General features: G+C 74.7%; 18 protein-coding genes. 9 read left to right on the top strand and 9 right to left on the bottom strand.

Features of this window, described 5'->3' with window-relative positions:
• Nucleotides 1-68: 68 nt before the first annotated feature.
• The 4 genes from AB0J21_RS07285 to AB0J21_RS07270 form a co-directional block, all read right to left on the bottom strand.
• Entirely contained in the window at nt 69-335 is a 267-nt protein-coding gene (locus tag AB0J21_RS07285) for a hypothetical protein (RefSeq protein WP_363144858.1), read from the bottom strand.
• A 334-nt stretch (nt 336-669) separates the two neighbouring features.
• Complete coding sequence (cpt, locus tag AB0J21_RS07280; RefSeq protein WP_363144857.1) at nt 670-1,203, bottom strand: chloramphenicol phosphotransferase CPT; 534 nt, start codon at nt 1,201-1,203, stop codon at nt 670-672.
• Between the two features lie 87 nt (nt 1,204-1,290).
• Nucleotides 1,291-1,521: a DUF397 domain-containing protein gene (locus tag AB0J21_RS07275; RefSeq protein ID WP_363144856.1), complete on the bottom strand. Its 231-nt coding sequence runs from the start codon at nt 1,519-1,521 to the stop codon at nt 1,291-1,293.
• A 166-nt stretch (nt 1,522-1,687) separates the two neighbouring features.
• Nucleotides 1,688-2,530, bottom strand: coding sequence for a helix-turn-helix transcriptional regulator (locus tag AB0J21_RS07270; RefSeq protein WP_363144855.1), 843 nt, complete (start codon nt 2,528-2,530; stop codon nt 1,688-1,690).
• A 180-nt stretch (nt 2,531-2,710) separates the two neighbouring features.
• Between AB0J21_RS07270 and AB0J21_RS07265 the strand changes: the two genes are divergently transcribed.
• Nucleotides 2,711-2,956: a hypothetical protein gene (locus tag AB0J21_RS07265; protein ID WP_363144854.1), complete on the top strand. Its 246-nt coding sequence runs from the start codon at nt 2,711-2,713 to the stop codon at nt 2,954-2,956.
• A gap of 41 nt (nt 2,957-2,997) precedes the next feature.
• Nucleotides 2,998-3,192 (top strand): hypothetical protein, encoded by a 195-nt coding sequence (locus tag AB0J21_RS07260; protein WP_363145237.1) that lies wholly within the window; start codon nt 2,998-3,000, stop codon nt 3,190-3,192.
• Between the two features lie 30 nt (nt 3,193-3,222).
• On the opposite strand, the gene AB0J21_RS07255 is transcribed toward AB0J21_RS07260, so the two are convergent.
• Entirely contained in the window at nt 3,223-3,453 is a 231-nt protein-coding gene (locus AB0J21_RS07255) for a hypothetical protein (RefSeq protein ID WP_363144853.1), read from the bottom strand.
• 132 nt (nt 3,454-3,585) lie between these two features.
• Here AB0J21_RS07255 and AB0J21_RS07250 point away from each other — a divergent pair, with 132 nt between their 5' ends.
• Entirely contained in the window at nt 3,586-5,340 is a 1,755-nt protein-coding gene (locus tag AB0J21_RS07250; protein WP_363144852.1) for a helix-turn-helix domain-containing protein, read from the top strand.
• Between the two features lie 84 nt (nt 5,341-5,424).
• On the opposite strand, the gene AB0J21_RS07245 is transcribed toward AB0J21_RS07250, so the two are convergent.
• A complete protein-coding gene (locus AB0J21_RS07245; protein ID WP_363144851.1) occupies nt 5,425-6,411 on the bottom strand; it encodes a glycoside hydrolase family 64 protein in 987 nt (328 codons plus the stop codon).
• Between the two features lie 534 nt (nt 6,412-6,945).
• On the opposite strand from AB0J21_RS07245, the gene AB0J21_RS07240 reads away from it, so the two are divergent.
• Both AB0J21_RS07240 and AB0J21_RS07235 read left to right on the top strand, forming a co-directional pair.
• Nucleotides 6,946-8,466 carry a diaminopimelate decarboxylase gene (locus AB0J21_RS07240; protein ID WP_363144850.1) on the top strand — a complete coding sequence of 507 codons (1,521 nt, stop codon included), beginning with the start codon at nt 6,946-6,948 and terminating at the stop codon, nt 8,464-8,466.
• 364 nt (nt 8,467-8,830) lie between these two features.
• Entirely contained in the window at nt 8,831-10,234 is a 1,404-nt protein-coding gene (locus AB0J21_RS07235) for an amino acid permease (protein ID WP_363145209.1), read from the top strand.
• A gap of 24 nt (nt 10,235-10,258) precedes the next feature.
• On the opposite strand, the gene AB0J21_RS07230 is transcribed toward AB0J21_RS07235, so the two are convergent.
• Entirely contained in the window at nt 10,259-10,717 is a 459-nt protein-coding gene (locus tag AB0J21_RS07230; RefSeq protein ID WP_363144849.1) for a hypothetical protein, read from the bottom strand.
• Between the two features lie 85 nt (nt 10,718-10,802).
• Between AB0J21_RS07230 and AB0J21_RS07225 the strand changes: the two genes are divergently transcribed.
• Nucleotides 10,803-12,632, top strand: coding sequence for a translation initiation factor 2 (locus tag AB0J21_RS07225; protein ID WP_363144848.1), 1,830 nt, complete (start codon nt 10,803-10,805; stop codon nt 12,630-12,632).
• A 65-nt stretch (nt 12,633-12,697) separates the two neighbouring features.
• On the opposite strand, the gene AB0J21_RS07220 is transcribed toward AB0J21_RS07225, so the two are convergent.
• Nucleotides 12,698-14,818 (bottom strand): hypothetical protein, encoded by a 2,121-nt coding sequence (locus AB0J21_RS07220; protein WP_363144847.1) that lies wholly within the window; start codon nt 14,816-14,818, stop codon nt 12,698-12,700.
• A 200-nt stretch (nt 14,819-15,018) separates the two neighbouring features.
• Between AB0J21_RS07220 and AB0J21_RS07215 the strand changes: the two genes are divergently transcribed.
• The 3 genes from AB0J21_RS07215 (at nt 15,019) to AB0J21_RS07205 (ending at nt 19,606) form a co-directional block, all read left to right on the top strand.
• On the top strand, nt 15,019-17,187 hold the full coding sequence (locus tag AB0J21_RS07215; protein ID WP_363144846.1) for an NB-ARC domain-containing protein: 2,169 nt from the start codon (nt 15,019-15,021) through the stop codon (nt 17,185-17,187).
• A 144-nt stretch (nt 17,188-17,331) separates the two neighbouring features.
• Complete coding sequence (locus AB0J21_RS07210; protein WP_363144845.1) at nt 17,332-19,194, top strand: hypothetical protein; 1,863 nt, start codon at nt 17,332-17,334, stop codon at nt 19,192-19,194.
• 157 nt (nt 19,195-19,351) lie between these two features.
• On the top strand, nt 19,352-19,606 hold the full coding sequence (locus AB0J21_RS07205; protein WP_363144844.1) for an HU family DNA-binding protein: 255 nt from the start codon (nt 19,352-19,354) through the stop codon (nt 19,604-19,606).
• Nucleotides 19,607-19,626: 20 nt separating this feature from the next.
• Here the strand turns inward: AB0J21_RS07205 and AB0J21_RS07200 are convergent, their stop codons facing one another.
• A complete protein-coding gene (locus tag AB0J21_RS07200; RefSeq protein ID WP_363144843.1) occupies nt 19,627-20,445 on the bottom strand; it encodes an SAM-dependent methyltransferase in 819 nt (272 codons plus the stop codon).
• Between the last annotated feature and the right edge of the window lie 185 nt (nt 20,446-20,630).

Here is a 20,630-nt window from a genome sequence, read left to right as displayed (position 1 = left end):
AGCCCTGTCCGCCTGCCGACCGGACGGCAGCGCGCGACAAACGTCCGCCACCGCACTGCCACCGCTGTTCAGCGCACGCGCACCGTCACCACCTCGGAGGCGGCCAGACGGACGGGCTTCTGGTCGTGCTTGCTGGTCAGGCCGTACAGCACCGCGCGGAACCTCAGGTTGCCGCGCCGCGCGGACGTGCCCTGCGCGGTGACCCGCGCATCGCCCTTGGCCGGGGTACTGCACGTCTCCTGGTGCCGGCCCTGACCGAAGCCGTTTTCCTCCAGGCACAGTTGGTGCAGGTTCCCGGCGGTGTCGTCGTCGCCGTGCGCCTTCGTCCTGGTCATGGACTCCCCTTTCCCGGATCTCCCCACACGGCGAGACCCGGCCCTGCCGAAGGCACCCGGCGTGCCTTGCCGATCACCGAGACGGGCCGGCCGTCCCGCTCGTTGCGCCCTGCTGACCACGTTACAGATTCAGGGCATAACACCCGATCCCCTCCGATCTCACCACCGGCGCGCGAAGCGATTCGGGTCAACGGCGGCTCACTGACCTACCCGGCCCGTGAGGAATGCCCGGCAGGCAACGTCCGGTGGACAACGTGGGGAGGACGGGCCCCTGGCCGCAGCGGCCTGTCCGTCCCCGCACTGCAGTCCTAGCGGCAGACAGTCGGGCCGCCGATCAGCTGACATGTGCGGCGATGGTCCGTGCGCACTCCATCGACTCGGCACGCGTGGTGTCCACCTCCAGGTCATAGACCACGCCCCGGTGGACCACATCCGCCTGGGACGCCGCCATTCCGACGACCCGATCACCTCGTGCGACCTCACGGCCTGCGGCAACCGCACTGTCACACCGGACGCCGACCCACAGCACCCGCAGTTCGCCCATAGCCCTCTGCCATCGCTTCTGCGAGTCCGCTCCACCGAGGAAGACCTCATCGATGATCACCCGGGCGCCCTCACGGGCCATCGCGGCAACCCCCTCGATCCATGCCGCTTCCAGCGTCCGGAACTCTGGGCCGACAATCACCTGTCCGTCCGGAGCGAACTCGATCCCCGCATCCGACGCCTGCATGGACGCGGGCATCGCGTCGACCAGTGTGTCGGTCCCGAGGGCCAGCCACGGCTCCGGCAGGACCGCCTGCAGACACCGGGCGATCCCCGACTTCCCCGAGCTGGAACCACCGTTGAGAACGATCACGTCAGTCGTCACCGCGCCACAGTAGAGGCAGCGCAGCAACACTCGAAACGGATTTCCGCGAACGCCGCCCACCTGCCACAGCCTGGTGAACCCTCACGGTCAGAGCACCAGCGACACAGCCTGGTCGGACACCGTCCCGGCCTTCACCGCGTTCACGAAAGTGGACCACCGGACATTCCCGAGCACCAGGGCGGGCCCTTCCGGGCACTTGCCGTCACGTACCGGGACCACGGAAGGGAAGTCGTCGCAGACCTCGACGCACTCGCCGCCGTCGGAGTTGCTGTGACTGCTCTTGCGCCAGCTCACTCCGGGCAGATCAGTGGAAGTCACGGTGCCTCCTCGCGAGTATGCCTGGGCAGACAGCTTCCCAGCCTTCACCGCGTTCACGAAAGAGGGCCAATCGGCAGACCGGGGGGCAGAGATGTTGTCGCCGGTCTCGACGCGCCCGTCGCCACCGTCGGAGTCGCTGTGACCGCCCCGGGACGGACAATGCTCGTCAGGTCCGTGCGCAGACCGGTGCTTCCTCCAGGACGCGCTCAATGAGTTCCCGCGACTCGGCCGGGGGAAGCGCCAGGTCGCGGACCGCGTCATAGGAACGTTGCAGATGTTCGACGGCGTCACTCTCCTCGATCAGGTGGCCTCGATCGGCGTTCTCCGTGTACGCGACGGTACGCCCGTCGGGCAGCCTCAGAAACCACACGTCCGTGCTGACCAGGCCATACATTCCCGCACTGAACGGCAGCACGTGCAACGTGACATCCGGGCGCTCCACCACTTCCATGACGTACTCCAACTGCTCGCGCCAGGAATCCGGATCGCGCAGTGCCGTACGGAGGACGGCCTCGGACAGGATGGTCCGGAACGGCGTTGTGTAGTCGCCGGTGAGCAGTTCCTGGCGCCCCACTCGCGCCTCCACCTGTTGCCGCAACTCCTCCCCCCGAAAGCCGCCCGCAGCCAGAAGCTCCTCCGCGTATCCCGGCGTCTGAAGCAGCCCCGGTAACACGCTGACACCGAAGTGCCACAGGCTCACCGCCTCGGACTCCAAGGACATGTAGCGCCGGTACCGCTCCTGGAATCGCGGCTTGTCGCCGGCCGCCACTTCCCAGAGGGCGAGCAGCAGGCCCCGGGTTCGGTAGAACTGCTCCAGAGCCAGGACCACTTCGGGCCCGCCCAGCGTCTTTCCCCTCTCCATCTTCCCGAACAGGGACCAGTCCCAGCCCAGGCGCTCGCCGAGCTGGCGCAGGCTTACGCCCTTGCCGATACGCAGTCGCCTCAGTTCTTCCGCGAACCGGAGACGCGGTTCCTGACTGTGGTCGCTGATCACGCGCCTGTTCGGCAAGGGGGCTCCCCTCCGTGGCCGGTGTGGAAGTTGGGCCACGCCACGTGGAACCATCCCCGTGTCCACCGCCTTCACGTACTTCCCACCGTGCATTCTCGTAACGCCTGGCGCACGCAGAGTAACGCACCCCCTTGCGCCCGGTGCCCCAATTCACCGACATACGGCGGGAGATCAGCACTCATGCACGGTTCACAGGGCACGGCTCAGGACGGTAAGAAGGACCCGAAGGCGAAGATCCGGGAGGCGATGGACGCCCGCGACGCGCTCGCCGCCGCCCTGACCGAGGCGGGGATCCAGCTGCCCGCCATGGATGTGCGCAAGCCCTACGGCGACGAGAGCCGGTACGCGCTCGTGCAGCTCGGCGTGTGCTCCGCGCCGGTCGCGCACGCCCTCGCCGAGGCCGTCGCCAAGGGCAACGCACGGTGACGGACGGGCGGGACCCCGGGCCGCTGCGCGTCGGGGACACCGTGCGGGACCTCGAACGGGGGCTCATCGGCGTCGTCATGGGCCGGCTCGGGCGGTACGTGTGGCTGCGGCCGCTCGGCGGCGGGCGGGAGTGGGACGTGGCGCCCGACCGGGTCGAGCCGATGAGCGCGGCCGAAGTGCTCAGCGCCCGGGTGGCTTTGGCCAACGCGCGCAGTAGAACGCCTGACCACGGGTGACTTGTCAGGAGCGCGGGGCGCGCCGTTTCCTCACGGAGGAGGCGCCCCCGCCCCTCCCCCGCTCACCAGGTACGCGGGCCCCGTCCCTCGGGCCTCCTCCACCGCGCGCAGGCGGGCGTAGGACGGCGGGCGCATCGCGCGTCGCCACTCGGTGAGGGAGTGCACCTCCCAGGCGTCGTGCTCCTCGGGGTCGAGACGGATCGCCGCGAGCCGGCGCGCGGCGATCCGGCCGCCGTCGAACACGAAGCCGATCTTCGGCATCGGCCAGTCGGCGGTGAGGGCAGGAGGTGAGCTCGGTGCCCCGCCCCGGCACTCTCCCCCGCCCCGCCCTGTGGCAACCCCCACCGTCGCCGCCCTCCCCTTCCGGGCTCCGTACGCGGGAGAATGGACGGCATGTCCGTACCCGTCCCGAACCCCGAGCCCTCCCCCGGGCAGCACGCCGCGCCCGCCGCCGATGCCCCGACCCTCGGGAGTGTGCTGGCCGCCGGGGCCGGGGAGGCCGTCGAGGTGGTGTCCGTGCCGGGTGGGCCGGGGGTGCCGGTGCGCGGGGTGGGGCTGTACGACCCCGGGGAGACCTTCGCGGCCCGCGATCACGTGCTCGTCGCGGTCGGGGTGGACGCCTCCTCGGCGACCGCCGCCGGGGTGCTCCAGGCCGCCGCCCAGGCCGGGGCCGCCGCGCTCGTCGTACGGCGGGGGGCGGCCGGGCCCGCGCAGCGGCTGCTCGACGTGGCGCGGGTCGTGCCGACCGCGCTGCTGACCCGGGCGCCCTGGGTCGAGTGGACGGAGCTGGTGGGGCTGCTGCGCGCCGGTCTCGCGTACGGCGGCGGTCCGGGGGCGGCCGAACCGGCGACCGACGTGCCCCTCGGGGACCTGCCCGCGCTCGCCAACGTCTTCGCGACGCTGGTCGGCGGGGCCGTCACCATCGAGGACCCGGAGTCGCGGGTGCTGGCCTTCTCGCGGTCGGAGAACGGCGCCGACCCGCTGCGGCGGCTCACGATCCTCGGGCAGCAGGTGCCGCGCTGGCGGCTCGCCGAGCTGACCGCGAGCGGGTTCCTGCGCACCCTGTGGACCACCGACGACGTCGTGCACCGGCCCGCCGAGGAGCGGTTCCCCGAGCGGCTGGCCGTCGCCGTGCGCGCCGGTGCGGAGGTGCTCGGCTCGATCTGGGTCGCGGCGGACGGCGCCCCGCTCGGGGACGGCGCCCGGCAGGCGCTGCGCGAGGCGGCCCGTACCGCCGCGCCGCACCTCCTGCACCACCGGCTGCGCAGCCGCACCGGGTCGACGCGGCGCAGGCAGGCCGTGCGCGCGCTGCTCGACGGGACCCCCGACGTGGCCTCGGCCGCCGCGACGCTCGGGCTCACCCCGCGCACCCCGTGCGCCGTGCTCAGCGTCCTGGCCGTGCCGGGCGAGGGTTCCGCCGCCGATCCCGGACGGGCGCTGCACCTCGCGGCGCTCCAGGCGACCGCGCACCACCCGGCGGGCTTCGCGCTGCGCGACGGGGACCGGCTCGACGTCCTGCTTCCGCTGCCCGGTCCCGAGGGCGCGGCGGAGACCGACGGCCCGGGCCGGCACCGCACGGCAGCGCTCCAGGCGCGGCGGCTGGGCGGCGAACTGGCCGGTGCGGTACGCGGCGCCGGGTTCCGCCCGCTCGTCGCCGTCGGCGCCGTACGCGAGGCACTGGACGAGGCCGTCGACTCCTGCCGCGCCGCCCACCTCGTCCTGCGGGTGCTGCGCGAGCGGCACCCGGCGGGCGGAGCGGAGCGGACCGCGGTGGTCGCCGAGGAGGCCGACGTGCGGGCCGCGCTCGACGCGCTGCGGGTCGTGGACGCCGTCTCCACGCTGTCCCCGGCCGTCGACGGGCCCGTACGGGAACTGCTCGCGCACGACGTGGCGCACCGCACGGACCTCGCGGGCACGCTCGCCGCGTACCTCGACCGGTTCGGTGACGTCCCGGCCACCGCGCGGCTGCTGGGCGTGCACCCCAACACCTTGCGCTACCGGCTGCGGCGGCTGTCCGACCTGTTCGGCCTCGACCTCGCCGACCCGGACACCCGGCTGCTCGCCGACCTGGGGCTGCGCGCCGCCGGGCTGCTCCCGCCACGGGCGGCGGGGGCGGCGGCGGGGACGGCGGAGCGCGAGGAGGACTGAGGTCCGCCCGCGCCCCTCCGCTCCGCCGCCCGCCCGCGCCGTCCCTCCGCGCCGGGCCCTGCGTGGGGTGTCAGGGCCCAACTGTCACCAGCCGACCGCGACTTCCAGCCACTGCGGGTCGCCGTGCGAGACGAACGAGGACTGGCCCGCGTAGTCGTCGTACGGGAAGCCGTAGGCCAGGTTGTTGATGGAGTGGTCGTGCCAGAACTTGGCGTAGTAGTTGGCCGGGGCGTCCTTGTAGTACAGCTCCGGCTTCGACCAGTCGCCCTCCGGCAGCCCCGCGACGTGGCGGTTGACCGCGGAGCACTTCCCCGGCTCGTTGGCCAGGATGCCCGCGCAGCCGAAGATGTCGGAGGTGGGGGCGTCGATCCCGGCCGAATTCGCGTAGTCGCTGAGGTAGTTGGCGTACTTCCCGCCCTCCCGGAAGTCCGGGCTGCTGCCCGGGGCGGGGATGCGGGTGTCGTCGTCCGCGAGCGCCTTGAACTCGGCGGGCACCTCGTCCCTGAACTTCTGGAAGGTGGTCGCCCGGTCCTCCTGGAAGGTCTGGTAGTCCTCGCCGACCTGGACGTCGTACCCGTCGTGGGCGTGCAGCCGCATCGCCAGCTTGACGGCGAACGCGTCGACCCGGGTGGTGTTGCCGTTGAAGACGTCGTCCCCGACGGTGAACTCGATGAAGTCGGAGTACTTGCCGTCCGGGGCGCCGAGATGGAAGGTCATCCGGCCCGCGGAGTTCGCGGGCATGTCCAGGTACGGCTGCTCCGCGATCGAGTGCGTCTCGTCGCCGAAGGTCCAGTAGACCTGGTCGTCGGGGTACTGCCCGTTCGTCTTGTTGAGGATCTTCACGGTGAGGACGTTCTTCGCCTCGGGGATGCCGCTGGTGTCTCCCCAGAACGAGTCCGGCGGCTGCTCACCGGCGGCGAGACGGGTCGCGGGGGTGGCCGGAGCGCTCGAAGCGTGGGCCGCGGGCGAGCCCGTGGCCATCGCGCCCGTCACCAGGAGCGCGGCGGCGGCTGCGGCGAGCAGATACGCGGGGCGGCGGCGGTGGAACACGGATGCTGCTGTGGGGGGCATGGGTTCCTCCCTGGCCCGGTCGGGGGGCGGACAGCTGGGGCCGCCGGCCAGGTGGCGGCCCCGTCCGTTCTGCGGAAGCGCACACGAGTCCGCGCAAGCGCGCAGGCAAGTCTGCGGACTCGTGCGCAAGTCCACGCATGAGCACGCGAGTTCACGGAAACGCAGGCGAGCGCCCTCCGGTCGGGTGGGGGTGGGAGCGCTCTCTCGTAGCGTTGTGCGGGCTGCATGTCCTTGTCAAGATGTAGTGACCACACGGGCGTCCGGGCGTGTGGACGCCCCCGCGGCTCCCCCACACCCGGGACCGCCTCTTGTCCGTCCGGACAACGGAACCCGGATCTTCTGGTACGGGCGCACAACACGCCGCCGCACCGGCCCCGCGCCTTGTCCCGCCGCACCACCGGCGGGGGCCCGGCTTCGGCCTGCTCGCCGCAGACGGGGGGCCGCGCGGCCCCGCACAGTGGTCCCACGTACGGCGCGCGGACGACGCCGTCACCCACTGCTGGTCCCACGGGGGACCGACGAGGAGGCACCGGAATGGTTCTCGACTCCACGCCGAGCGGGCAGGATCACGCGCCGGGCGGGCAGGGCTCCGAGGCGCGCGGGCACGCATCCCTCGCCCGCAGGCACGCGGCGATCCGGGCGGCGGCCCGCGCGGGGCTGGTCGGTCCGGCCGCCCCGGTCGCGGGGCTGCTGGACGTCGCGGGCATCCGGGCCGCCGCGCGCGAGCTGCACGCCGCCTTCGACGGGGACGCTCCCGTTCTGCACACCTTCGCGGTCAAGGCGGCCTCGCTCGTGCCCGTCCTTGAGCTGCTGAACGAGGAGGGCGTCGGCTGCGAGGTCGCGAGCCCCGGGGAACTGGAGCTGGCCCGCGCCGCCGGGGTGCCCGCCTCCCGTACCGTCCTCGACTCGCCCGCCAAGACCTTCGAGGAGCTGCGGGACGCGCTCGCGACCGGGGTCGCGGTCAACGCGGACAACGCGCAGGAACTCGCGAGGATCGACGCGCTGGTGAGCGAGCGGGCCGCGGCGGGTCTCGCGCCGGGCGCCCCGCTCGGCATGCGGATCAACCCGCAGGTCGGCACCGGCACGATCGGCGCGATGTCGACGGCGACCGCGACCTCGAAGTTCGGGATCGCGCTGCGCGACGAGGGCGTCGAGGACTGGATCGTCGACTCCTTCCTCGACCGGCCCTGGCTGACCCGGCTGCACACCCACACCGGTTCGCAGGGCGTGGCGCTGGAGCTGATGGCCGAGTCGGTGCGGATCGTGTACGCGCTGGCCGAGCGGATCAACCGGGAGGCGGGGCGTCAGCAGGTCGACACGATCGACATCGGCGGCGGGCTGCCGGTGAACTTCGCGGGCGAGGAGACCGACCCGCCGTTCTCGGCGTACGCGGACCTGCTGCGCGCGACCGTGCCCGGCCTGTTCGACGGGCGGTACACGATCGTCACCGAGTTCGGGCGTTCCCTGCTCGCGAAGCAGGGGTTCGTCGCGGCGCTCGTCGAGTACACGAAGACCTCGGGGGGCCGCCGGATCGCGGTCGGCCACGCGGGCGCGCAGGTCGCGACCCGTACGGTGTTCGCGCCCGAGTCCTGGCCGCTGCGGGTCGCCGCGTTCGGCCCGGACGGCGAGCCGAAGACGGGGCCCGGCCTGGTCCAGGACGTCGCGGGGCCCTGCTGCTTCGCGGGCGACCTGGTGGCGCGCGGGCGCGCGCTGCCCGAGCTGGAGCCCGGGGACCTCGTCGCGCTGTGGGACACCGGCGCGTACTACTTCTCGACGCCCTTCGGCTACAACAGCCTGCCCCGGCCCGCCGTGCACGGCTACTGGACGGACGAGGAGACCGGGCAGGTCCGCTTCGCGCTGGTGCGCCCGGCGCAGAGCCTGGCGGAGGTGCTCGTGGAGAGCGGTTCGCGCCAGCGCGGCGCGCTGACCGGCACCGGAGCGGGCCCGGAACCCAGGGAACCCGGCACCGGAGCGGGCCCGGACCCCCTGGGTGAGGTGCCCGCTCAGCCCGTCCGTCAGCCCATCCGTGTGCATACGGCCGCTACCTCCCGGTAGGCTGCCCCGGGTTTCGGAGTGAGGCATTCCGTTTCCCCCTGTTCCCCCGGTCCCGCCGGCCGCACCCACGGCGGCGGGACCCACCCCCCACCTCCCCCCCCACGGAGTACGACCAGCCCGTCCCCGCACCGCCCCCGCCTCCCCCTCAGGCCGGCCCCGGCGCCCCGTACGGCGCGCGGCCGGTGTGCCCTGCGGCACCTGCGGCGGCGTGTGCCCTCAAGCACCGCAGTACGGAGATTCCCCCATGAAGCACTCAGTCCCCGAGGAAACGGTGGTGCCGGCGGCTCAGTCGTCCACCACCCGCGCCGCAGGGCCGGTGAGCGAGGACGGCTATTCCTCGGGCCTGCGACGGCGGCAGGTCCAGATGATCGCGGTGGGCGGAGCGATCGGCACCGGCCTGTTCCTCGGCGCGGGCGAGCGGCTGAACTCGGCCGGTCCCTCCCTCGTGGTCGTGTTCGCGATCACCGGCCTGTTCGCGTTCTTCATCGCCCGCGCGATGGGTGAGCTGGTCATGCACCGGCCCACCTCGGGCTCCTTCGTGTCGTACTCCCGCGAGCTGCTCGGCGGCGAGAAGGCCGCGTTCCTCGCGGGCTGGATCTACTTCCTGCACTGGGTGTGCAGCGGGATCGCGGAGATCACCGCCGTCGCCGTGTACCTGCACTACTGGAGCGCGCTGCGCGACATCCCGCAGTGGACGCTCGCGCTGTTCGCGCTGCTCGTCGTGCTGGGCGCGAACCTGATCTCGGTGCGCTGGTTCGGCGAGTTCGAGTTCTGGTTCGCGATCATCAAGGTCGCCGCGATCGTCGCGTTCCTCGCGGTCGGCTGCTGGCTGCTGGCCAGCCGCCACCCGGTCGCCGGTCAGGCCGGCGGCCCGCAGCTGATCACCGACCACGGCGGGATGCTGCCGCACGGTTTCCTCGCGGCGGTCGTCATCACGCAGGGCGTCGTGTTCTCGTACGCGGCGATCGAGATGGTCGGCATCACCGCCGGGGAGACGGAGAACCCGCGCGAGGTCATCCCGAAGGCCATCAACTCGGTGTCCTGGCGGATCGTCGTGTTCTACGTGTGCTCGGTGCTGCTGCTGGTCCTGCTGCTGCCGTGGACGGCGTACAGCGGCAGCGAGTCGCCGTTCGTGACGCTGATGGGCAAGGTCGGCATCCCCGGCGCCGACCAGATCATGAACTTCGTGGTGCTGACGGCCGCGCTGTCCTCGTGCAACTCGGGCCTTTACTCGACGGGCCGCACGCTGCGCTCGATGGGTCTGGCGGGTTCGGCGCCGCGCTTCACGACGCGGATGAACAAGCGGCACGTGCCCTTCGGCGGCATCCTGCTGACCGCCTCCTGCTACGTGCTGGGCATCGTGCTCAACTACGTCGTCCCGGACCGCGCCTTCTCGATCGTGCTCAACTTCTCCGCGATCACCATGATCGCGACCTGGGCCATGATCATGCTGTGCCAGCTCGCGCTGCGCCGCCGCGTCAAGGACGGCCGCGCCGTCAGCGGCGGCTTCCGGCTGCCGGGCGCGCCCTTCACCTCGTACCTGACGCTCGCCTTCCTGCTGCTCGTCGTGGTGCTCATGGCCTGCGACGGGGACATCGGTACGTGGACGGTGTCCTGCGTCCCGCTCATCGCGCTCGGGCTGTGGGGCGGCTGGTACCTCGTACGCGGCCGGGTCGCGGCGGTGGCCGAGGAGCGGCGGATCGCGGCCGCCTCCGGTGCGGCCCCGCTCGGCGGGGTGCCGAGGCAGCGCGGCGGCGCCGAGGACTGAGCACGCGGCCGGTCCGCGCGGGGTTCAGGGACGTTCGGCCAGCGCCTCCCGCGCGGCCCGCAGGAAGCGCTCCTCGCGTTCGGGGTACGCGCGCAGCCCCTCCCTGTCGTCCAGGCTCTGGGCGAGGGCGCGGGCGAGGCGGTGCACCTCGGGCGGCCCTTCGAGGGACACGGCGGCGAGGGCGCGGCGCAGTTCCGGCCCGTCGGCCGGGGAGCCCGCGCCCGTGCGGGCGGCCGTGTGCACGCTCTCGACGGCCGTCACGAACCGGACGTAGGTCTCGCGCCGGTTGCCGAGGAGGCGGGCCGCGCGCTGCTCGTCGAGGGTGGCCCGCACGGTGTCGAGCAGCGCGTCGGCCTGCCGGTCCCCGGCGTGCCGGGCCGCCTCGGCCTGCCGGTCGCCCGCGCCGCGCGTGTACCAGCCGGTGACGACGCTGCCGAGGAGCGCGGCGCCCGCCGCGATCAGTGCGATTCCCCATTCACCCATGGCCGCATTGTGGCCGGGGGCGCCCCCGCCCGTCCGCCGGTCGCGCACATCCCGCCCCGCGCGGTGCCACGGGTACGATTCCGGCATGCCGCAGGACGAGGACGCCACCCCGCGCGGCACGCGCCTTCCCGCGTGCGACGCGCACGGGGCGCACGACGTCCACGAGCCGGACGACGTCCACGAGGCGTACGGCGCGTACGGCGACCGCGCGCTCCCGTACCCGTGGCGGGAGGACCGGCCCGAGGGCGTGAAGTCGGTGCTGTTCGCCGTGCGTTCGGCGGCGGCCCTGCACCGTCTCCTCGACACGCTGCCGGTCTTCGCGGGGGACAGCCGGGTGCGGCGCTTCTTCACCCTGGTGCCCGGCTCCGACTTCGACATCGAGGCGCTCTCCGCGCTCGAACAGCTCCACGCGCGCACCGTGCCGTGGTCCGAGGCCGTCCGGGGCGCCTTCGACCTGGTGCTCGCCGCGAGCCCCAAGGGCGGTCTGGCCCGGCTGAACGGCCCGCTCGTGCTGCTGCCGCACGGGGCGGGCTTCGGGAAGACGGTGCGCGGGGAGGGCTCGGAGCAGACGGCCTCCGGTCTCGACCCGGTCTTCCTGCTGCACGAGGGGCAGCCGCTCGCCGCCTTCCACGCGCTGGCCCACCCCGAGCAGATCGACCGGCTCGCCGCCGTCTCGGGCCGCGCCGCGCACCGCGCCGGGGTCGTCGGCGATCCCACCCTCGACCGCATCCTCGCCTCCGCCGGTCACCGCGAGCGGTTCCGCGCGGCGCTCGGCACGGGGGCGCGCCGGCTCGTCGTCCTCAGTTCGACGTGGGGCCCCGAGTCGCTGCTGCGGCGCCGCCCCCGGCTCGCGGCGGAACTCGTCGCACGCCTGCCGCGGGACGAGTACCAGCTCGCCCTGCTCGTGCACCCCAACGAGTACAGCCGGCTCGGCGGTTTCGAACTCGCCGAACGGCTCGCGCCCGCCCTCGCCGCCGGGCTCGTCCTGGCCCGGCCCTACGAGGAGTGGGCGGCGGTCCTGCTGGCCGCCGACCTCGTGGTGTGCGACCACGGTTCGGCCGCGCTGTACGCGGCGGCCCTGGACCGTCCGCTGCTGTCCGCGCACGACGGCGGCAGCGAACTGCTCGCGGGCTCCCCGATGGCCCGGCTGCTCGCCTCGGTCCCCCGGCTGGAGGGCGCGCACAGCATCTCCTCGGCGCTGCGCGAGCACCGCGCGGGCGACGGGAGGGCGCTCGCCGCCCCCGCCTTCGCCGAACGCGGCCGGGCCCTGGAACTGCTCCGGGACGAGCTGTACAAACAGCTCGGTCTCGTCCCGCCGCCCGAACCCGTCGAACCGCGCCCCCTGCCCGCCCCCGCCGCGCCGGGACCCGCGCCCGCCGCCTTCGCGGTCCGCGTCGAGCCGTACGGCGCGGACGGGGCGCGGGGGACGGACGGCGGCGCGCTGCCCGGCGTACGCGTCGAGCGGTACCCGGTGCGCACCGAGGTCCCCGTGCACTTCCTCGGCGCCGAGCACGGCTCGGCGAACGAGCGGCACGCGCAGAGCGCCGGACTGCTGATGCGGCGGCCGGGCGCCGGGGAGCCCGCCGGTACGCAGGCGACCTGGACCGCCGAGGGCTGGACGGAGCGGCTGCTCCGCGAGTACCCGGGCTGTATGACGGCGGCCGTCGTCGTGTCCGGCGCGCTGTGTCTCGTCCGGCGGCGCGGCGGCCCCCTGCTGCGCGCCGAGTTCGCACGGGGCAGGCACGGCACCCGCGTCGTGCGCGCCGATCCGGCCGCCGTGCTGTGCGCGGTGCACGCGCGGCTCGCCGAGCGGCCCGGTCTGACGGCCGACCGCTTCGACTGCGTTCTGGGCGAATGGGCCTACGAGGTCCGCCTCTCCCCGGCCACCACCGAGGACGCGCGGCGCCCGGCCTGAGCCGGGGAGCCGGGAGCCGGAAGCCGGGTGGGGACGGGGACGGTCCCGCCGCACCGCCGCCCGGATCAGCCCGCCGCCGTGTCCTCCTCGGGAAGCAGTCCGCCGTTGCTGCGGCGCAGGTCGCGGGCGCGCTCACGGTAGGAGGCGGCCCGCCCCGGCTCCCCCGACTCCTCGGCCAGCGCGGCGAGGGCGAGCAGGGCCTCCTCCTGTTCACGACCCGCGTTGCGCAGCCCCGCGTTGGCCAGCGCCTCGCTGTAGAGGCGTTCGGCCTCGGCGCGGTGCCCGAGGCCGCGTTCGGCGCCCGCGAGCGCGAAGGCCGTCCGGCCGGTGAGCCGCAGCCGGTTGTCCTCCCGCATCCACGCGTGCGCCCGGGTCAGGCGTGCGGCGGCGCCCGCGTGGTCGCCGAGGTGCAGCAGGGCCTCGCCCTCCCGGTAGGTCTGGAGGTGGACGCCGTAGTCGTTCGGGATGGTGGCGTGCAGGAGCCGGGCCTCCTCGAACCTGCCGAACGCGGACCGCCACTGCCGGGCCCGTTCCTCCTCGCGGCCCTGGGCGGCGGCGGCCCTGCCGAGGGCGCCGTGCCACATGCCGCGCGCCTCGCGCACGGAGGCGAGCAGTTTGCGGTCCTCGCCCTCGGCGTCCGGGCCCGCCGCTTCGAGTGCGCCCACCGCGCCCTCGGCCCGGCCGAGTTCGGTGTCGGCCGCCGCGAACTCGCCCTGCTCCCAGTGGATGCGGGCCGCCATGGACAGCAGCCGGGCGAGGGCCCGTACGTCGCCGCTGCGCAGCGCGGCGGCGGCCCCGGTGGCGAAGGCGGACAGGGTCTCGACGGGGCTGGGGCGGTCGAAGTGGAAGGTCCACAGCGGCTCGCACAGCGCCCAGCACTCGGCGTCCAGGCCGTGCGCGTACGCCGTCTCGACGGTGCGGTACAGGACGGGGGCCTCCGCCCAGAACCAGTCGGACACCGAGGTCCTGACCTCCTCGCCCGTCCCGGCGGCGGCGGCCTTCTCGAAGTCGAGGTCGGGCACCCCGGGCAGGGCGGGCGTGGCGGGGGCGCGGGTGAGGGTCCGCCCCGCGAACAGCAGGCGGGCGTGCTGGGCCTGGCGCAGCAGCCAGCGCGTCAGCCGGGCCCGGGCGGCGTCCCGGTCGTCGGCGGCGCCCTCCCGGTCGGCCCAGCGTTCGGCGTGCGCGCGCAGCACCTCGTCGAGGCGCACCCGGGTCCCGGTGAGGGTCACGAGCCGGGCGGCGACCGGTTCCTGCGGCTCGTCCAGCGGGGTGACCAGGCCCTTCTCGGCGAGTTCGTCGAGTGCCTCACCGCCCGCCCAGGGGCCGCGGCCGAGCAGCGCCGTGCACGCGGCGGCGGAGACCGAGGGTCCCGGGGCCAGCGGCAGCAGGCGGTACAGGAGGGCCGCGTCGGGGCCGAGTTCGGCGTAGGACTCGTCGTGCAGGCGGGTGAGCACGTCGAGGTCTCCGTCCTTCAGGGCGGCCCGGAAGTCGGGCAGCAGGCGGGACAGCGGCCGGTTGCGGTGGCGCCGCAGCCGCTTGGCGAGGTCGTGGACGAGGGCGGGCCGCCCCGAGCACACGGTCAGCAGCCGGGCCAGCTCCTCGGGTTCGTGGGCGAGGCGTTCGTCGGCGCTCAGCAGTTCCAGCAGCCGGCTCGCCTCGTGGTCCGGGAGCGGCGGCAGCGGCATGGTCAGCGCCGTGCCGTCCATGAAGTCGTACAACGGGGCGCGGCTGGTGACGATGACGAGGCAGCCGCCGGTGGGCGGCAGCAGGGGTCTGACCTCGGCGGCCGTGCGGGCGTTGTCGACGACCAGGACGAAGCGTTTGTCCCTGGTCTGCTGCCAGTACTGCCCCTCGCGGCCCGCGAGCGACAGTTCGACCCACTCGCCCGCGCTCACCCCGAGGGAGCGCAGCAGGTGGGCGAGCACGTCCTGCGAGGCGACGCTCCCCTCCCGGCGCAGGTCGTCCAGGTCGATGCGCAGCGCCCCGTCCGGATAGCGGCCGGAGGCGCACGCGGTACGGGCCAGGGTGTTGGCGAGTTCGGTGCGGCCGATGCCCCAGGGCCCGGTGAGCGCGAGGCACAGCGGGGCGAAGGGCTTGGCCCACTGGGTCACCGCGAGCCGGGCCTGCGTCGTCTGTTTCTCGCGGTCCACGAAGTGCGCCGGCGCGGCGGGAATGCGGTAGATCACGGGCCCTGGCTCCCTGGTCGGCGGCAGCTTGGTGACGTCGTACCAACCCTAGACACCGCGCGGCGCGCGGTGTACCCGCGGGACGCGGCACGCCGAAGCACACGGGGGCGCATCGGCCCGTTCCGCTCCCCGCGCGGCCCGGCGCGGCATACGCTGGCCGCCGGGCGGCATCCCTGGCCGCCACGAGGCGAGGGGGACCGGTGGAGGAGCGGCTGGACACGGGAACGCGGAACTCCCTGGCCGGGCGGGCCGTCGTGAACGGGAACGTGTTCCAGGCCGACCGCATCGCGATCGAGCGCTTCGAGGTCCTGCCGGCCGCCGCCCCGCCCCCGCCCGTCCCGTGGGGCTGCCCGGCGCCGCTGCCCGGCTTCGAGAACCGGGTGAGTGAACTGGCCCGGCTGGAAGGGCTGTTCCCCGGTCGCGGGCACATCGCCCTGTCGGGGCCCGGCGGGGTCGGCAAGACCCAGTTGCTCGCCCGGTTCGCCGACCTGCACGCCGAGTCCTTCCCGGACGGCATCCTCTACGCGGACCTGGACGCGGACCGCCGCGACGGCGCCGCGAACGTGGGCGCGGTCCTCGGGGACTTCCTCGGGGAGCTGGGGGTGCCGGGCGAGCAGGTGCCCGCCTCGGACGCGGCGCGCGCGGCCCGGTTGCGGTCGCTGATGCGGCAGCGGCGCCCCGTCGTCTTCCTGGACAACGTGCGGCACGCCCCGGAGGCGCGGCCCTTCCTCGAACTGGGCACCCAGGTCTTCGTCATCAGCCGCCGCGAACTGCGGGCGCTGCGGCTGGACGGGGCGGACCTGATCACCGTCGACCCGCTGGACGAACGGGCGGGCACGGCCCTGCTGCGCCGGTGGGACGAGCGGGCCGACGAGGACACCGCGCGGCGGCTGGTGCGGCTGTGCGGCGGACTGCCGCTCGCGCTGCGGCTGGTGGCGCAACGCCTGCTGGACGCGGATCACCGTCCCCTGGAGGACCTGGTGGCGGAACTGGAGGGCGCCGAGGCGGGCGCGGACGCCGTACTGGACCGGGTGGTCGCCGAGTTCGCCCCCGCGACCGCCGATCTGTACCTGCGGCTCGGCTGTTCCCCGTGCGAGGCGTTCACCGGTGCGACGGCCACCGCGAGCGGCGCCCCGAACGCGGCGCCGGGCCTGCGGGACCTGCTCGTGGGGCATCTCGCGACGGCGGTGGCCCCGGCGACGCGCGGGAACGGCACGGACGGCACGGCGGCCGGGGACCCGGACGGCCCCCGGTACCGCCTGCACGACGTGGTGCGCGCGCACGCGCGGGCCTGGGCCCGGGGACGGGCCGGGGCCGGTCTGCGCGCCGAAGTCGACGACGGCCTGCTGGACTTCTACGTGGAGCGCGCGGCGCACGCCGACCGGATGGTGCTCGGCGCCCGCCGCCTGCGCCTCCAGCCGCCGCCCGCCGGTCCGCAGCCCTTCACCGGCGCGGCCCAGGCCCTCGCGTGGCTCGACGCCGAGCGGGCCAACCTGCTCGCCGTGGTGCGCGAGGCGGCGGCCCGCGACCGGTACGAGCAGGTGTGGTGGCTGTGCGAGTCGCTGTGGGCGCTCTACCACAGCCTCAAGCACTACGGCGACTGGATCGAGGCGCACCGGCTCGGCGTGGTGGCCGCGCAGCACCTCGCACGCCCCGACGTCGAGGTGCGGATGCGCAATCAGCTCTCCCGCGCCCACCTGGACCTGGGCGAGTTCGAGGAGGCGCGGGCGGAGCTGGAGCGGGCCGAACAGGTCCTGCCCCTGGTCGGGGACCGTCAGGTGCGGGGCGTCGTGTGGGAGTCGCAGGCGCTGCTGCACGGGGCGCAGGGGCGTCACGCGGAGGCGGTGGAGCTGCTGCGCCGCGCGCTGGCCGCCAACGAGGGCGATCCGCGCGGCGAACTCGTGCAGCGCAACCAGCTCGCGGCGGCCCTGACCCGGGCCGGGCGGCCCACGGAGGCCCTGGAGACGCTGGCGGGCGCGGCGCTCGCCGCCCAGGCGCAGGGCGAGCGGGCGCTGCTGATGCGGCTGCGGCTGACCGAGGCCGCCGCGTACCGCGCGCTCGGCGAGGTGGAGTCGGCGCTCACGTACGCGCTGGAGGCCAAGGAGCTGGCCTCGGAGCTGGAACAGCGGGCCAAACTCGACCAGATCCTCCGCTTCCTCGCCGAACTCGCCGCTCTCGCCGAGGAGACGGCCGATCCGGACCTGCTCGCCAGGTGCCGCGCCGCGCTGGACCCGGTGCGCGGCCCGTCCGCCGACGGCGAGGTGGGCGGGGCCGGTGGGCAGGGCAGCGCGTCCGGTGGGGAAGGCAGCGGGGCCGGTGGGCAAGGCAGCCGGGCCGGCGGCTCCGGCACGCCCGGGGGGCCCGCGTGACCGCCCCCGGCGCGGCCCGCCGGGGGCTTACGGGCGGTGACCCGCGCGTGCGGGCGCCCTCCGCGCGTCCGGGCTGAGTACGATTCCACGCGCCCCTGTCCGCCGCCCTCCGGGGCCCGATCGTCCGTCCGGGATTCCTGCCTCATGGCCCTGGCCTCCTCCCTCTTCCGCGGTGCGCGGCGCGCCGCCTCGCCGCGCTGGCACACCTGGTCCCCGCCGCGCGCGCGGGTCCTGGGGATCGCGCGGACCCTGACCTCGGCGACCCGGCTCATGGACGTCCTGACGCTGCTGGACCCGGCGGACGGCATCGAGGTGTCCTGCACGGTCAACCCCGGCTCGGTCTTCGCCGACGGGCTGCCCGCGTACTTCGCCGAGCTGGGGGTGCCGGTCGTGCCGTGGGAGGAGGCGGTGCGCCGCCGCTGGGACCTCGCGCTGGCCTGCGCCGTGCACCCCTCGATGCGCAGGGTGCGGGGGCCGCTCATGGTGCTGCCGCACGGCGCGGGCTACAACCGGCTGGTGCGCGAGAGCACGGGTGACGGGGCCTCGCCCGCCGGGCTGTCCAGGCGTGAACTGACGCACCGGGGCCAGGTGGTCCCGGCAGCCATCGGGGTCTCGCACGAGGAGCAGCTGCGGCGACTGGCCGGCTCCTGCCCGCCCGCCGCGGGGCGGGCCCTCGTGGTCGGCGACTGGTGCTTCGACCGGGTCCGGGCGAGCCTCCCGCTGCGCGACGTCTTCCGGGAGCGGCTCGGTGTCGGCTCGCGCCGGCTGGTCGTCCTGCACTCGACGTGGGGCGAGCACTCGCTGCTGGGCCGCTGCCCGGAACTGCCCCGGCGGCTGCTGTCCGCGCTGCCCGTGGACGAGTACGCGGTGGCCGCCGTGCTGCACCCCAACGTGTGGGCGCGGGCGGGCAGGTACGCCGTGTTCCGGCGCCTGGCCGAGGAGGTGGACGCGGGCCTGACGCTGATTCCGCCGGACGAGGGCTGGCGGGCCACGATCATCGCCGGGGACGTCGTGGTGGGCGACCACGGCAGTACGAGTTTCTACGGCTCCGCGCTGGACCGTGTGACGCTGCTCGCGGCGACCGGCGCCGAGGAACTCGACCCCCGGTCACCGGCCTTCGCGTTCGGCGGGGCGGCGCCCCGGCTCGATCCGGACGCGGACCCGCTCGCGCAGATCACGGCGGCCTTCGACCGTTTCGAGACGGGCGGCCGGGAAGCGGACGCCCGGACGGCGGAGGGCCCGGCCGTCCCGGGGCCGGCGGGGGGCCCCGGCGATCCGCGGACGGCCCTGCGCGCGGTGGCCGCCTCGCAGCTCGGCGCGCCGGGCGAGGCGGGGACGCTGCTGCGGCGCCGCATGTACGCCTTCCTCGCGCCGTGCGGGCTCCCGGCCCCCGCCGCGCCGCCCGAGCCGCGTCCGGTCCCGCCGCCCCCCGAGCTCCCGCGCCGGGAGCCGGTGGCGTACGCGGTGACGGGCGCGGTCCTGCCCGGGGGCGCGGTGACGGTGCGCAGGTTCCCGGCGTTCGGCGACTGGCAGGACGCGGAGGACGGCTTCTTCGCGGTGACCGACCTGGACCGGCACACCCTGCGCCCGAACAGCTGGGAGGTCATGGCGCGGACCGTGCTGGAGGGCGAGCTGTCGCCCGTGGCCTGGCTCGCCGCGAAGGCCCTCGCACACCCGCACCTGAACGTCCTGGTGTCCCGTCTGGACCGCGACCGCTGTCTGGTACGGCTGCGGGGCGGCCGGCTCCTGGAGGCCCGGGCGGTACGCCACTGGGGCGAGCCGGTGCCCGCACTCGACCCGGTCCTGCTCGGCTCGGCGGTCAACCTGGCCTGGATGTACGACACTTCACGGGACGTCGAACCGGACCCGACCGCCCGGCTGCTCGCCGAGGGGCTGCGGGTGCGGTGCGCGGGCCCGGAGGACGGCGCCGGTCCCGGCCCCGGCCCCCGCCTGACCGTCGAGTTCACTGCCCCGCCGCAGGAGAGCCCGGACGAGAACCCGCGCTGAGCCGGCCCTGGGCCCCCGCGCCCGGCGGCGCCCGCCCGGCCCCCTGCGGCGTGCCGACCCGGCGGGCGGATGCCAGGCTGAGGGCGTCGTGCGGCGGCGGGCCCGCACGGGCCGCGGGCGCCTCGCTCCGAGTCGTCGGGAAGAGTGGGTGGGTCGTATGGACAGGTCCGGGCTGATCGAGGCGGTCGCGCGCGGGACGGCGGGCGAGGGCGCGCCCTCGCCCGGGCAGATCGGCGCCGTCGTCGACGCCCTGTTCGGCACGGTCGAGCGGTCCGGTGCGATCGCCCAGGCGCTGAAGGCGGGCCACACGGTGACCCTCGTCGGGTTCGGCGCCTTCGCGTCCGAGGACGGCGCGGCGGCCCTGCGGCCGGGCCGGGCGCTGGAGGAGTTCCTGCACGACGAGGTCGGCTGAGGCGAACGGCCCGCGCGGGCTCAGGGTTTGCGCGCCACCCCCGCGTAGCAGGCCGCCTCCTTGGCGCTGACCTCACCGAAGGACGAGAAGCTGTCGCCCTGCTCCGGGCGCCACTCGTGGCTCGGCACCAGCCCGGGGTCGAGGAGGTCCCAGCCGTCGAAGAGAGCGGTGATCTCCTCGCGGCTGCGGGCCTTCCCGGGGGTGCCGGAGGCGGCGTACGCCTCGGTGAGCCGGGCGATGCCCTCAGGGTCGAACTCGGGGGTGACATGGCTGATCGCGAGCGTACTGCCGGGCGCGAGCGCCGACTTGAGGTGCTCGACCAGCGCGTACGCCTCCTTGTCCTCGGGCACGAAGTGCAGCAGCGCGTTGAGGCTCAGCGCGACGGGCCGCCCCAGGTCGAGCGTGGCGAGCAGTCCGGGGTCGGCGAGCAGCCCGGCCGGGTCGGTGGCCTCCGCCTGCACGTAGGCGGTGCGGCCCTGCGGGGTGCTGTGCAGCAGGGCGCGCGCGTGGGCCAGCACGATCGGGTCGTTGTCGCTGTAGACGACGCGGGCGGCGGGCCGTTCGGCCTGGGCGACCTCGTGCAGGTTCGGGGAGGTCGGGATGCCGGTGCCGATGTCGAGGAACTGTTCCATCCCCGAACGGGCGAGCAGGCGCACCGAGCGGTGCATGAAGCTGCGGTTGATCCTGGCGGTCGCGAGAATCGAGGGAAAGGCGGACATCGCGCGGCCCGCGCCCTCCCGGTCGGCCGGGAAGTTGGTCGTCCCGCCGAGGTAGTAGTCGTACATCCGGGCGGAGTGCGCCCGGTCCAGTTCGAGGTCGACCGCGTAGTTCTCCGGCAATTGTGCCCCCTCCTTCACCCGTACGGCCTAAGCTGGTCGCCCTCAGTCTGCCCGTCCGCACGGGCGGTCACCACCTCTGCGTGTGAGGGAAGTTGGCGGAACCGGACAGGATGTCGAGGGGTGGTACCGGCAGGCCGGTACTTCCCTCGGAGGCCGGACCGCGAGAGAAATACGGGTACCCGAGG

The sequence above is a fragment of the Streptomyces sp. NPDC049954 genome (assembly GCF_040656295.1).
GTDB lineage: Bacteria > Actinomycetota > Actinomycetes > Streptomycetales > Streptomycetaceae > Streptomyces.
This window is presented reverse-complemented; position numbering and strand designations above follow the sequence as displayed.